The 12,857-nt window shown below is 62.7% G+C and carries 12 protein-coding genes and 1 pseudogene; 3 read left to right on the top strand and 10 right to left on the bottom strand.

Going from position 1 to position 12,857, the window contains the following annotated elements; genetic code table 11:
• Positions 1-318: 318 nt before the first annotated feature.
• Complete coding sequence (locus F6X37_RS31470) at positions 319-753, bottom strand: VOC family protein (protein ID WP_187613977.1); 435 nt, start codon at positions 751-753, stop codon at positions 319-321.
• Between the two features lie 150 nt (positions 754-903).
• Between F6X37_RS31470 and F6X37_RS31465 the strand changes: the two genes are divergently transcribed.
• The 3 genes from F6X37_RS31465 to F6X37_RS31455 all read left to right on the top strand — a co-directional run bounded on the left by F6X37_RS31465 (position 904) and on the right by F6X37_RS31455 (position 3,055).
• Positions 904-1,779, top strand: coding sequence for a LysR family transcriptional regulator (locus tag F6X37_RS31465; RefSeq protein WP_187613976.1), 876 nt, complete (start codon positions 904-906; stop codon positions 1,777-1,779).
• Between the two features lie 187 nt (positions 1,780-1,966).
• Complete coding sequence (locus F6X37_RS31460; RefSeq protein ID WP_187613975.1) at positions 1,967-2,605, top strand: LysE family translocator; 639 nt, start codon at positions 1,967-1,969, stop codon at positions 2,603-2,605.
• Positions 2,606-2,704: 99 nt separating this feature from the next.
• Positions 2,705-3,055, top strand: a complete 351-nt coding sequence (locus F6X37_RS31455; RefSeq protein ID WP_187613974.1) for a hypothetical protein — start codon at positions 2,705-2,707, stop codon at positions 3,053-3,055.
• A 64-nt stretch (positions 3,056-3,119) separates the two neighbouring features.
• On the opposite strand, the gene glnA is transcribed toward F6X37_RS31455, so the two are convergent.
• From glnA to F6X37_RS31410, 9 genes and pseudogenes are all read right to left on the bottom strand, one after another.
• Entirely contained in the window at positions 3,120-4,625 is a 1,506-nt protein-coding gene (glnA, locus tag F6X37_RS31450) for a type I glutamate--ammonia ligase (protein ID WP_187613973.1), read from the bottom strand.
• Positions 4,626-4,718: 93 nt separating this feature from the next.
• Positions 4,719-4,922, bottom strand: a complete 204-nt coding sequence (locus tag F6X37_RS31445; protein ID WP_090806402.1) for a hypothetical protein — start codon at positions 4,920-4,922, stop codon at positions 4,719-4,721.
• Between the two features lie 312 nt (positions 4,923-5,234).
• Positions 5,235-5,666, bottom strand: a complete 432-nt coding sequence (locus F6X37_RS31440) for a hypothetical protein (RefSeq protein WP_262420094.1) — start codon at positions 5,664-5,666, stop codon at positions 5,235-5,237.
• Between the two features lie 199 nt (positions 5,667-5,865).
• A complete protein-coding gene (locus tag F6X37_RS31435) occupies positions 5,866-6,030 on the bottom strand; it encodes an FmdB family zinc ribbon protein (RefSeq protein ID WP_090810116.1) in 165 nt (54 codons plus the stop codon).
• A gap of 120 nt (positions 6,031-6,150) precedes the next feature.
• Positions 6,151-7,767, bottom strand: a complete 1,617-nt coding sequence (locus F6X37_RS31430; protein ID WP_187613972.1) for a methyl-accepting chemotaxis protein — start codon at positions 7,765-7,767, stop codon at positions 6,151-6,153.
• 200 nt (positions 7,768-7,967) lie between these two features.
• Positions 7,968-8,201 (bottom strand): annotated as a pseudogene (locus tag F6X37_RS31425) (phosphoesterase); the annotation flags it as partial.
• Positions 8,202-8,356: 155 nt separating this feature from the next.
• Positions 8,357-10,069 (bottom strand): SulP family inorganic anion transporter, encoded by a 1,713-nt coding sequence (locus F6X37_RS31420; RefSeq protein WP_187613971.1) that lies wholly within the window; start codon positions 10,067-10,069, stop codon positions 8,357-8,359.
• 529 nt (positions 10,070-10,598) lie between these two features.
• Positions 10,599-11,651 (bottom strand): substrate-binding domain-containing protein, encoded by a 1,053-nt coding sequence (locus tag F6X37_RS31415; RefSeq protein WP_187613970.1) that lies wholly within the window; start codon positions 11,649-11,651, stop codon positions 10,599-10,601.
• Between the two features lie 45 nt (positions 11,652-11,696).
• Positions 11,697-12,857 (bottom strand): ABC transporter ATP-binding protein, encoded by a 1,161-nt coding sequence (locus F6X37_RS31410; protein WP_187613969.1) that lies wholly within the window; start codon positions 12,855-12,857, stop codon positions 11,697-11,699.

Below are 12,857 nucleotides of genomic sequence, written 5' to 3'. Positions count from 1 at the left end.
GGAAGCACGCCAAGCATCACTGGCGCCGCTTCGTCACTTGGACCAAGGAAACCATCGATGCCGAGGTCAAAAAACTGCTCGACGGATTCGGCTCAGATTTTCAAATCAGATTTTCGTGAACACTTAATGAAACGTTTGCTGATACGCGGCACGTTTTTTGGCTGAATAATATGAAACATGCTTTCAGATTGATTCGCACGACGGGGCAAGTTTGCTCCGAGTGGCCATCCCCTTCAACGAAAATAGGCCGGTCAACCTGAATGGTCGACCGGCCCTCATTTGCAGTCATTCGTATCCTGGCGTCAACGCCCGCGACGCTTATTTGGCGAACAGCGACGACATATCGGCGAACGCCTTGAACTCGAGCGCATTACCCGACGGATCGAGGAAGAACATCGTCGCCTGCTCGCCGACCTCGCCCTCGAAGCGCACATGCGGCTCGATGATGAATTCGATGCCGGCCTTCTGCAGTTTGTCCGCGGCGGCCTGCCATTGCTCCATCGACAGCACCGCGCCGAAGTGGCGCACCGGCACCGCGTCGCCATCCACTGCGCTGGTATGACGGTGACCGACTTCGTCCGGCGCCAGATGCGCGACGATCTGATGACCGTAGAAATTGAAATCGACCCATGCGTCCGAACTGCGCCCTTCCGGGCAGCCGAGCAATTCGCCGTAGAACTCGCGCGCGGCGGCGAGGCTATGAACAGGAAACGCCAGGTGGAACGGCGGCAAAGCGGTTTCGGCAACGCTCATGATAGGAGACTCGCTGGGGTGGATGTGAGGATGAATTACGCTTGGCACGACTGGTAACCGGTTCAGTTGAAGCAAAGTTTAATCATGAATAAAAATGTTGAGAAACGATATATATTTGACCTGACCATCACCAAAATCGATTGATCGATCATGCTCAGCGAGTTGAAAACCTTCATCGCCGTCAGCCAGTACGGCACGTTCTCCGGCGCGGGCGCGCGCATCGGGCTCACGCAATCGGCCGTCAGCGCGCAGATGCAGCGGCTCGAACAGGAACTCGGCTTTCAGCTGTTCGACCGCACCGGCCGCTCTGCGACGCTCAACGAGGCGGGCCGCGAAACGCTCGCGCTCGCCGAGGAAATGATGACGCTCTATGCGCGGCTCTCCGAGCGCAGCGGCGGCGCCGCCGAAAGCGGCATGCTGCGGGTCGGCGCGATCGCGTCCGCGCAGGTGTCGCTGCTCGCCGACGCGCTCGCGCGCTTTCGCGACGACCGTCCCGGCTGGCGGATTCGCGTGGTGCCGGGCGTGTCGCTGGGGCTGCTCGGCCAGGTCGACTCGGGCGAGCTCGATCTGGCCGTCATCATCAAACCGCCGTTCGCGCTGCCGTCGGAACTCGAATGGCGCACGCTCGTCGCCGAACCGTTCGTGCTGCTCGCGCCGAAACAGCTTGCGCGCGGCGGCCGCTCGTGGCGCGAACTACTGCGCAGCGAGCCGTTCATCCGCTACGACCGCGCGTCGTTCGGCGGACGGCTCGTCGACCGTTTTCTGCGGCGCGCGCGCCTTGGCGTGCGCGATGCGGTCGAGCTCGACGAATTGCAGGCGATCGTGCAACTGGTCGCGCGCGGCATGGGTGTCGCGCTGATTCCGAATACGGCCGGGCTCGGCAAATGGCCAGCGAGCGTCGTCGCACTCGAACTCGGCGATGCGAGCTTCGAGCGCGAGATCGGGCTCGTGCTGCGGCCGCGGCATAGCCGGCCGGTGGTCGCCGATGCGTTGGCGGAGTGTATTGCGAGCGCGGCGCACGGTTGAGCGCTTTGCACGCCGCATTCGATGCGAGTTCGCTTCGGGTTCGCATCGAGTGTGCTGCCATACGTACGCGCAACTGTATCTGTGAGTCGCGCGCGACGGCGCGCAGAATCGTTGCTTCATTCATCCGGCTGTGTGGCGCGTTGCATTGCATTGTCGAACACGCGCTCCGCCCTTGCATTTGCCCGCCATGATCGCCAGCCCTCTGCTCACCGCCGATGTCCTGATCGCCTACAGCGCCTATTTCGTCGGCACCGCGAGCCCTGGGCCGAGCAATCTCGCGATCATGTCGCTCGCGATGAGCGCGGGCCGACGCGCGGCACTGGTGTTCGCGCTCGGCGTGGTGTCGGGCTCGTTCTCATGGGCGCTGCTCGCGTCGCTCGGCTTGTCGGCGGTGCTCGCCGCCTACTCGGAATGCCTCGTCGCGATCCGGATCGCGGGCGGCTTGTATCTGCTGTGGCTCGGCTTCAAGTCCGCACGCTCGGCGTGGAGCGCCGGCAAGCCGGCCGCGAGCGCGGCGCGCGTCGACGAACCGCTCGGGCGACTCTATCTGCGTGGCCTTTTGCTGCATCTCACGAATCCGAAAGCGGTGCTGGTGTGGCTGTCGATCGTGTCGCTCGCGATGTCGCCGGTACGCGGCACCGCGCACGTGACGCCGGTCGTGCTGGGCTGCATGGTGATCGGCGCGACGGTATTCAGCAGCTACGCGGTGCTGTTTTCGACGGCGTCCGCACGCCGCGTCTATACGGCGATCCGGCGCTGGCTCGACGGCTCGCTCGCGGTGATGTTCGGCATTGCGGGGGTCAAATTGTTGACGTCGAAGAGTTGAGGTGGGTCGGGCGCGTCTGGGTCGCCCGAAGCCGCGCTCTGCGATACTGGCGGTTCGGCTCCATCAACGATGGCTGCTAGCGCACCCACCCACGCAACGATGAACGGCAACGACCACGACGCACCTTCTTCCAACCAACGCTCGCCGCTGCGAAAGCGGCTCTATCTCACGAGCGCGGCGATCCTGGTCGTTAGCCTGATCGCCGCGGTGCTCATCTACGTGAGCGTGCCGCCGCCCGATAGCGCGGTCGCGATGTACGGCATGATCGATCCGCGCTATCAGATCGAGCTACAGCAAATCGGCGGCAACGCGGCGGTACTGATGGCGCAGTTGCATCAATGGTTCGATAGCTTGTGGCACGGTGTCAGGCTCGCTTATACGGTCGCGGCGCTGGGCGCCGCGCTCGCGGCTGGCTGCATTTTCATCGGCCATTTTTTCGCGGACGATTGAGTCGCGAGGCGCTCGCATCGAGGCGCTCTCGTACCAAGACCGGGTCACCGCCTGCGTTGTTCTTCTAGATATCGAAGTACAGATAAAACTCCCATGGATGCGGACGCAATTTGATGGTGTCGATCTCGCGGCTGCGCTTGTAGTCGATCCAGGTCTGGATCACGTCGTCGGTAAAGACATCGCCTTTGCGCAGGAACGTGTTATCGGTTTCGAGCGCGGCCAGCGCCGCGTCGAGGGAGCCCGGCACCTGCCGTATATTGCGCGCTTCTTCGGGCGGCAGATCGTAGATGTTGCGGTCGAGCGGCTCGCCGGGATCGGTCTTGTTTTCAATGCCGTCGAGGCCGGCCATCAGCATCGCGGCGAAAGCAAGATATGCATTGGCCGACGGGTCCGGACAGCGAAATTCGACGCGCCGCGCGTTCGCCGAATCCGAATACATCGGAATGCGCGCCGCGGCCGAACGGTTGCGCTGCGACATCGCCAGATTGACGGGCGCCTCATATCCCGGTACCAGGCGTTTGTATGAATTCGTCGTCGGCGCGCAGAAGGCCATCAGCGCGGGTGCGTGCTGGAGCAATCCGCCGATGTACCAGCGGCACAGGTCCGAAGTCAGCGCCCAGCCGCCCGCGTCGTAAAAGAGGTTCTGTTCGTCTTTCCACAGGCTCTGGTGACAATGCATGCCGCTCGCATTGTCGGCGAACAGCGGCTTCGGCATGAAGGTTGCGACCTTGCCGTGCCGACGCGCGACGTTCTTGCAGACGTACTTGTAGATCATCACGTTGTCGGCCATGCGGGTCAGCGTCGTAAAGCGCATGTCGATCTCGTTCTGTCCCGCGGTCGCAACTTCGTGGTGATGCACTTCGATCTGTACGCCCGCCTGCTGGAGCGTCAGCGCGATTTCCGAGCGGATTTCCTGCAGCGTGTCATGAGGCGGCACCGGGAAATAGCCCTCCTTGTAGCGCTGCTTGTAGCCGAGGTTGCCACCGCCGTATGCGCCTTCGTCGCGACCGGTGGTCCAGTCGCCCTCGCCCGACTCGACGTAGTAGTAGCCGCAGTGCTGATCCTGGCCGAAGCGGATGGAGTCGAAGATGAAGAATTCGAGCTCCGGCCCGAAATAACACGTCGTCGCGATGCCCGTCTGGCGCAGATAGTTCTCCGCCTTTTTCGCCACGTAGCGCGGATCGCGCGAATACGGCTGCCGCAGCACGGGATCGACGACGTCGCAAATGATCGACAGCGTCGGCGTGCCGCAAGCCGGGTCGACGAAGGCCGTCGCCGGGTCAGGCCGCAGCAGCATGTCGGACTCGTGGATCTCCTGAAAGCCGCGGATCGATGAACCATCGAAACCGATGCCGGCGCTGAACAGGTCGTCGTGAACCTCGGGAAGCGTGATCGAAAAATGCTGCCAGAGTCCGGGCAAGTCGGTGAATTTCAGATCGACGATCTGAATATCGCGCGCTTGCAGCAGGCCGATCACATCGCTTGCGCTTTGCGGTCGCGTGACGCGATAGCTGCCCGCTTCGACGGACGCCGCAAACGGCGATCCGGTGGTTCCTTGCGTACTGGCCATGAACTTTGCCCTCTTCCGCCCCATTACCGCCCGTGTACTTATAGTCCAACGTTAGTACGTCCACGCGCGAAAGCAAGGCGGCAGTGCGTGGACCTAGCGGTCTTGCTCCAGTGCCTTCAAATGAGCCTCGCCGGCATCTCTGGCAGCGGCGGATGTCGCATACGTCTCGTCCGAAACGAGCGAGCGTTTGACCTCACGGGCCGCGAAGTCGACCAGCGTGATTACCCAGACATGCTCGCCACTCTGCTCGGCCGTTTGCACGAAAGCGCGCACGTCGCCCTTGTCCTCTGATTTCATCGTGACCTCCTTGTGGAAAAGTCGCGCGGAAAAAGGGGAGCGCGACAATAAAGCCGTTCGCGAGCCGCGGTGCTTTCCTCACGGAGCGCGTAGCTTGATCTTAGGCAATGGAATCGGTCCAATGACAGTTTTCTCGCTTCCGATGCCGAGCACAGCCGATGGGTGCGGCGGTGAAAGCGGCTTGCCCGCAATCATCTAAAGCCCTCGTCGAGACCTTGTCGGGAGGCGCGGTTGCGCCGGTCGAGTAACGCGGACGGGCGTTCGACTGGGCGAGCCGTCTCCCCCCAGGGACCTCAGCCGCGGAAATCGAGCTCATTCAGCTTGCGGCGTGGAACGGCGTTGGCCAGTCCGTCTTGCGAACGAGATGAGCGCCGCCCGAGGTAATTCTTCCACTGAAAGCGCCCACAGCGAATACGCAACGCTGCGCTGGAACAACAAGCCGACAGCAGCCCGAAGCTGCCCCTTGCCCAGCGCGTACACCGAGTCGGTCACGGCGACGGCACCGTGCATCAGAATGCTGGCATGCCGGTAGCATCCCATCATGCAGTCATTGCAGGGTTGCCGTTGATCGGGCAGGCGGTCGAGGTCGAAGACGGAGCCCATCGGCTCAGGCCACGCCTCGCAACGCCAAACATCGAGGATCCAGTCGATATAAAAGTACTTGCTGCCACCGATGCATGGAACCAGTTGCCGTTCGCCGCGCACGAAACGCGCGACCTCGGCCAGCGCAGCGCTCGGGTCCATGACACGGAAATGCTTCTTGAGGCGCGCGACTGCGCTCAACGCTTCGAGTAGTTCGGCTTACGCCATCCCACAAGGCGACGGGAGGATCGGCGAACGAAGATCCGCCGGCAGGACAGAACCGACGCATGAATGTCCGCGCGAAAGCATGGGCAACGGCTGCAAATGGCCCGGATTTTGCCGTCGCCCGGTCAGACAGGTTTCAGCTCTTTCTGGAGGTTTTCGGCACAAATAGCGTGGGTGTGTGCAGAACCTTCTCGCTTCCGCACTTTGGGCAAGCCGGATGAGCGTTTTCATGTTCAGCAAGATGCTCGGCATGTTCGAACATCTCACCGCACTTCTCACACCTGTACCGGTAAGTCGGCATGGCATTCCTCCAACGAGAATCCCGCACGTCGGGCTGACCAGATACGTCTACGACGTCGGCAATAACCATTCTAGTGCAGGAAAGTGCGAGAAACGCCTGCGTGCACCTCGCGCGCAGCGCTCATCGTATGGGGCGAATGTCAGTTTGCCCGTCGCCTACCAGCCGAAATACCTGCACGGCATCTTCCAATGTGGACGCCTGTTCTTGCATGCTGGCTGCCGCGGCTGCCACCTGCTCCACCAGGGCAACGTTCTGCTGGGTCATCTCGTCCATCTGCCCGATCGCGCGGTTGACTTCGCCGATGCCGGTACTTTGCTCGTTGCTCGCGTGGGTAATCTCACCCATCAAAGTGACCACACTATCGACAGCCGTGACGATTTCGGTCATGTCCCGGCCAGCCTGGTCGACCAGTTCGCCGCCTGCATTGACGTTGCCGACCGAGTCGGTGATCAGCGCCTTGATTTCCTTGGCGGCCGTGGCGCTGCGTTGGGCCAGGCTGCGCACCTCGGCGGCGACGACCGCAAAGCCGCGTCCCTGGTCGCCGGCGCGTGCTGCCTCGACGGCCGCGTTCAAAGCCAGGATATTGGTCTGAAAGGCAATTGAGTCGATCATGCTAATGATGTCGACGATCTTGTGTGAACTGCCGCGGATCAACGACATGGTGGTCACCACATGCCCCACCACGGTGCCGCCTTTGACCGCGAGATCGGAGGCCGAGGCGATGTGTTGGTTGGCGTGCGAAGCGCGTTCGGCATTGGCGCGGACCATCGCCGTCAATTGTTCCATCGTCGACGCGGTTTCCTCGAGCGAGCCAGCCTGCGCCTCGGTGCGGGACGAAAGCTCCGCGTTGCCGGCCGCAATTTCGCGCGCGCCCAGCGCGATCATATCGGAGGCACGTCGGACGTTGCCGACTACCGAGGCCAAACCGACACTGATGCCGTTCATCGCCTGCATCAACTGGCCCAGTTCGTCGCGCCGGCTGACATGAACTTGCGCGGTCAAATCGCCGGCCGCGAGTTTTTCGGCGGCGGCCTTCGCTTCGAGCAGTTGCATGCCGAGACCGCGCCGGGTCGTCACGAAGACCAGCGCGCTGACCGGCAGCGCGCCGAGTAGCCCGAAGCCGATCACCCCGGTTTGCAGGAAAGCGGGCAACGCCGCTCCCGGGCTCGCTCGGTCGGGGGGGATCACGGCCTCCAGCAGCCGACCATAGCCCAGCAGAAGTACGGTATTGGCGGCCAGCGTAAGCAGCGCGAGTCTGGCTCCGATCGACAGGTTCCACACCTCACTGACGTCGAGGCCGACATACAGCGCGCCGATTATCTCGCCAGAACTGTCCCGGATCGGCTCGTACCGTGTCATGTATTGCTTGCCGAATAGCGTCGCGTAACCGGTGTAGGGTCGCCCGCCGCGCAGCATCCGATAGCCGGGATGCGAGCGGTCGAGTACCGTGCCCACGGCCCGCTCGCCGGTTTGCCTTTTGACCGAAGTGGCGACGCGCACGAAGTCGTCGCCAATTGCGACGAATAAGGTGCCCGTCGCGCGAGTTTTGCCGGTGAAGTGGTCCACTTCGCCGTAGTTGAGGTTCAGCAGGGTGTTCCCGTTCAGCAGCCCGGGGGTCATGACACCGAGGATGTCGACACTGCTTGATTCGTCGCGTGAAAATGGAGCTGGAAAATACCCGGCGAGCGTTCGCGCGTGACGGCGCACCTGGGCCTTGAGCGGCAGCAGAGAGTACATGAAGTGAACCCCGTCGACTAAGTCAGCGAGCCGAATAAATCGGCCGTTTTATTCTGAATTCATTAGACAGAATATTGCATGAGATGGCAATAGAGTGTGCTCGCTAATCTCGCCTCACTGAAAGGCGGCGCCAGGGCGAACCTCAAGAATATCGACATGCGCCGTGGCGCTCCGCGCGGGTCATAGATGTTTGAACACGCCAGCAGCCTTCCGACGAAGAGCGCCACGACACCGCTGAGAAGCGTCGCGAGAACTATTTCGCGCCGCCATTCGGGGCGCCCGTCTTGCTGAAACCAGATCCACCAAAGCACGGCAATCATTACCAGGCCTTTAAAGGTGTAGAGGTCGGCGATGGCTTGTATCGATTGGGTCGCGAAATGACCGAAGTGTATGCTGGACAGATATGTTTCGATGGTCGAATCGAAGCCGTTCATGTTCTTGTAATCGATATCTGCCAGTCGAAGCGGAAGGTCAGAATAATTGAGGCAAGCGACAACAAATGAGGCGCAGACAACGTTTGCTAGCAATTTGCCCGTCCGAGGCGGTGTTCGCGGCATGCGCCGCCTCAGTGCGAAGCCAGGGCGGCCCGTTATGGCGCCCCCTTAACCCGCTCATGCGGATTCTCCACTCCTGCCATGCTCAGCGCCTCATGCAGCGTGCCGAAAATACAGCGCTCCTCGACGATCGGCGTGATTCCATGCCGATCCATATCCGAGCGCAAATAGCGATTCACCCGCGCAAAGACCACCTCGATCCCATTGCGCTTGAGCGCCGAGCACAACTCGCCCACCGAGCGCGCCGCCGAATAATCGACATCCGTAATCGCGCTCGCATCGACGACGAACCAGCGCACGGCGTTCGGTGCGTGATCGATCAGGCGGCGCGTATCGTCGACGAAAAAATGATCGTTCGCGTAGAACAGATCGGCGCCGAAACGATACACGATCAACCCCGGCGCGGTCTCCACGCCGGGCACCGCCGGCACCGGTACCCACATGCCGTCGCCGTTGGGCGCGAGCATCATCGTGTGCGGGCGGTAGCTGTGCCGCACGTGACGCAGCAACGACAACGCGACGGCGACCAGAATGCCGTGCTCGACGCCGATCAGCACGACCGCCGCCGCCGTGAACAAAGCCAGCGCGAATTCGCCGGGACTTTCGCGGCGAATCGAAAAGAGCGACTGCAGATTGACCAGGCCGACCGCGATCGTAAACACGATGCTCGCGAGAATGCAGTGCGGCAGATACTGCAGATAGCGGCTGAAAAACAGCAGCACCGCCACCACGACCGCCGCGAACACGAGCTGCGCGAACTGGCTGCGCGTGCCGGCGCGATCGGCCATCGCGGTCTGCGTCAGGCTGCCGTTGACGACGAACGCGCCGGAAAACGCCGCCGCCGCGTTGGCGGCCGCGATGCCGAGCAGGTCTGCGTTGGTATCGACCGGCTCGTGATAGCGGTCGGCGAACACCCGGCTCGCCGCGGCGCTTTGCGCGACGATCATCACGAAGCACGACGCCGCGACCGGCATGAGATCGAGCATCTGCTGCCACGTCACCGACGCAATCCGCAGCGGCGGCAATCCGCCCTCCACCGGTCCGAGGATGGAGATGCCGTGCGCGGCGAATCCGAACACATCGCTCGCGGCAATGCCCGCGACGACCGCGACCAACGGCACCGGCAGGCGCGGCCAGAAACGCTGACAGACGAGAATCGCGGTCACCACGAGCAGCGAGATCGCCAGTGTCGGCCGATTGATCTGCGCGGCGTCGCTCACGACGAGCAGCAGTTGTTTCACGCTGCTCGCCGCATGTCCGGGCACGCCGAGCATGTCGCCGAGCATCGCGATGCCGACTTGCACGCCGACGCCCGCAAGAAAGCCGACCAGCACCGTACGCGACAGGAAATCGGCGAGAAAGCCGAGCTTGAAGATGCGCGCGACGAACAGCAACGCGGCCGTCAGCAACGCGACCATCGCCGCGAGCGCCGCATACTCGGCGCTCGACGCGGGCGCCATCGTCGAAAGACGACTCGCGAAGATCGTCGCGGTGGCCGAATCGGCGGCGACGACCAGATGCCGCGAAGCACCGAAGAACGCGAACGCGACGAGCGGCAGGAACACCGTGTAGAGCCCGGTGACGGCCGGCATGCCGGCAATGCGCGCATAGCCGAGGACCTGAGGAATATCCATCGACGCAAGCTGCACACCGGCCAGCGCGTCGCGCGCCGCCGCAATCCGGCTCAAAGGAAGAACGCCCTTCAGCACGCTGGCACGCGCCGCCATTTTTTGCAGAGAATCTTGCATACGCGATGCTGACCTAAAACGAAAGTAATCGCGCATCGTGCCGCGAACCGGCGCGCCAAGGCAAGACTTATGGAAGGGAGAACGGGCTATTGACGAAAACGAAAACGAGAAAGCAAACCGAAAGAACGCAAACGATTGCTCCTTTCAAGCGCACAACGAACTAACGGACGTTAATCGCAAAGCGAAAATCTCCACGGCGCAGCCGCGGAAAAAACGCGCGAAGAAGACCTACCGTTTGAATTGCCCTGTCTGCGGGTCCACATGGCGCGCGAAACCGAACAGCGCAGCAATGCAGATCGGACAGGCGATCAGAAAGATGACCAGCATCACACTCACCCCGTAACAACTTGTTACCGGGAAGTGTAAAGAAATTTGAAGTAAGTTTAATGAGGGAAAACCGCAAAGCACTATTGCGCAGGATTACGGGAGCCTTAAAGAGATCGTCGATACGCAAGTGAAAACGCGAATAGGCCGCCACGGCGCGCGTGCGCGCGCCAGGCATCACACCGCCACGATTAGGCAAACCTTTCTACCGCTTTGCGCCGCGCGTATTTTTCTTCGGCATCGGCGCTGGCCCGACCGATTCGCGCATCGTCACGCTGAGCGGAAACTCGCGCAAGATCTCCCAGGTGGTGCCGTAACACTGGTTGATGAGCCAGCGCACCGCGTTTTGCGTAAGTTCCCCGGTTGGAATATGCACCGACGTGAGCCCGGGCGCCGCGTAGGCGGCCGAGTAGTCGTCGTCGTAGCTGATCACGGAGATGTCGTGCGGCACCGAAATGCCCGCCTGGTGAAAGCGCGCGAGCACGCTGACCGCCATCGTGTCGTTCGCGCAGAACAGGCCGGTCACGCGCCGCTGCGTCTCGAGCAGCTTCTGCGCGGCCGCGTAGCCGCCTTCGGGCGAAAAGTCGGATTCGATCAGCGTGACGTCGTCGCGCGCAATGCCGGCTCGCGCGAGTTCGGCGAAAAAGCCGTCGATCCGCATCACGTTGTCCGACGCGGTAGCGGGCCCGGAAATCACCGCGACGTCGCGATGCCCGTGATCGAGCAGCGTGCGCGCCGCGAGTTCGCCGCCGCGCCGATGATCCGCGCTGAACGACGCCTCGGGCAACTGCTCGAACGCGCGATTCAGGAACACCATCTTCGGATGCATGCCATGCAGCATGATCAGGTCTTCGTCGTGCAGATCGTGGCTGATCACGACCACGCCATCGCAATCGCGGCCGATCAAAAAACGCACTGCCTCGATCGCCTGCTCGCGCGGCGACACCTCGCCGCAACCGGTCGCGACCACGACATGGCGCCCCACCGCGCGCAGCTCGGTGTCGGTCTGCTTCAGGATCGTGCCGTAGTAGGAACCGAAAAAAGTCGGCACGAAGATGCCGATGATGCCGAGCTGCTGCGTCGCCATCGCCCGGCCGATCGACGACGGGCGGAAATTCAGCGCCTCGATCGCCGCCTTCACGCGCGCCGCGGCATCGGCGGAAATCGGTCCCTTGCCGGAAATGGCTCGTGAGGCGGTCGACATGCCCACGCCGGCCAGTTCCGCGACGTCCTTGAGTGTTGCCACGCGGTTCTCCATCAAGCCTGTCTCGACGAGCCGCTTCGCGCGTGACGCGCCGCGGCGTTATAAGCGCGCGCCGCTCGCTTCGTCGAATAGCGAGACATGCGCGGCGTCGAACGAGAACGCCACGGTGTTACCCTCCGCAATCGGCGCTTTGGTCTGATCGATCGACGCGATCTGTTCGCCATGATAGTCGAGCCAAATCACGCGGTGGTTGCCCATCGGCTCCATCAGCGAAACTTTCGCGCGCTCGCTGGCGCCTTCCGTGATATGCACGTCTTCGGCGCGCACGCCGAGCACGCAGCGCACGCCCTGCGAGGGCGCCCCCTTGAACGCGTACGCCGAGACGTCGATCCGCACCTGCGCAGCGCAAAAGTGAAGCGCGCCGTCGCGCGTCTCGAGCGTGCCCCTCAGCAGATTCATCGCCGGCGAGCCGAGGAAGGTCGCCACGAACAGATTGTTCGGCCGCGCATAGACCTCGGCCGGCGTGCCGAACTGCTGGATCACGCCGCCGCGCATCACGGCCATGCGCGTCGCGAGCGTCATCGCCTCGACCTGGTCGTGCGTCACGTAGATCATCGTCGCGCCCAGGCTGTGATGCAGCTGCTTCAGTTCGCGGCGCAGTTCGGTGCGCAGCTTCGCGTCGAGGTTCGACAGCGGCTCGTCGAACAGGAACACGTCGGCCTCGCGCACGATCGCGCGGCCGATCGCGACGCGCTGCCGCTGTCCGCCCGACAACTGCGACGGCTTGCGCTTGAGCAGCGGCCCCAGTTGCAGCATCTCCGACGCGCGGGCGACGCGCCGCGCGATTTCCGCCTTCGGCGTGCCGTTGATGCGCAGCGCGAACGACAGGTTGCGCTCGACGCTCATGGTCGGATACAGCGCGTACGACTGGAACACCAGCGCGATGCGGCGATCCTTCGGATCGGCCCACGTCATGTCTTCGCCGGCGATCTCGATGCTGCCGTCGCTGACGTCGATCAATCCCGCGATGCTGTGCAACAGCGTGGACTTGCCGCAACCCGACGGCCCCAGCAGCACGACGAACTCGCCGGCGAGCACGTCGAGATCGAGGTTCTCGATCACCGTGTTCGAACCGAGGCGAATCGTCAGATTGCGGACCGCCACATTGGCGGGATGCGTGAGCGCCGCGGCGTCGGAGTCAACGTCAGCGCTTGCACCCGGCACGCCGGCCGCATCGATCGTATTAGCCATGTTTGCCAT

Origin of the sequence: Paraburkholderia sp. 31.1 (assembly GCF_014397645.1) — a bacterium.
GTDB lineage: Bacteria > Pseudomonadota > Gammaproteobacteria > Burkholderiales > Burkholderiaceae > Paraburkholderia > Paraburkholderia tuberum.
This window is presented reverse-complemented; position numbering and strand designations above follow the sequence as displayed.

Bases quoted from the DNA above. Each gene is read 5' to 3' on its own strand.
- F6X37_RS31440 (WP_262420094.1), bottom strand. From the start codon at position 5,666: ATGGACCCGAGCGCTGCGCTGGCCGAGGTCGCGCGTTTCGTGCGCGGC.
- F6X37_RS31470 (WP_187613977.1), bottom strand. From the start codon at position 753: ATGAGCGTTGCCGAAACCGCTTTGCCGCCGTTCCACCTGGCGTTTCCT.
- F6X37_RS31435 (WP_090810116.1), bottom strand. From the start codon at position 6,030: ATGCCGACTTACCGGTACAGGTGTGAGAAGTGCGGTGAGATGTTCGAA.
- F6X37_RS31420 (WP_187613971.1), bottom strand. From the start codon at position 10,069: ATGCAAGATTCTCTGCAAAAAATGGCGGCGCGTGCCAGCGTGCTGAAG.
- glnA (WP_187613973.1), bottom strand. From the start codon at position 4,625: ATGGCCAGTACGCAAGGAACCACCGGATCGCCGTTTGCGGCGTCCGTC.
- F6X37_RS31445 (WP_090806402.1), bottom strand. From the start codon at position 4,922: ATGAAATCAGAGGACAAGGGCGACGTGCGCGCTTTCGTGCAAACGGCC.
- F6X37_RS31430 (WP_187613972.1), bottom strand. From the start codon at position 7,767: ATGTACTCTCTGCTGCCGCTCAAGGCCCAGGTGCGCCGTCACGCGCGA.
- F6X37_RS31415 (WP_187613970.1), bottom strand. From the start codon at position 11,651: ATGGAGAACCGCGTGGCAACACTCAAGGACGTCGCGGAACTGGCCGGC.
- F6X37_RS31465 (WP_187613976.1), top strand. From the start codon at position 904: ATGCTCAGCGAGTTGAAAACCTTCATCGCCGTCAGCCAGTACGGCACG.
- F6X37_RS31410 (WP_187613969.1), bottom strand. From the start codon at position 12,857: ATGGCAAACATGGCTAATACGATCGATGCGGCCGGCGTGCCGGGTGCA.
- F6X37_RS31455 (WP_187613974.1), top strand. From the start codon at position 2,705: ATGAACGGCAACGACCACGACGCACCTTCTTCCAACCAACGCTCGCCG.
- F6X37_RS31460 (WP_187613975.1), top strand. From the start codon at position 1,967: ATGATCGCCAGCCCTCTGCTCACCGCCGATGTCCTGATCGCCTACAGC.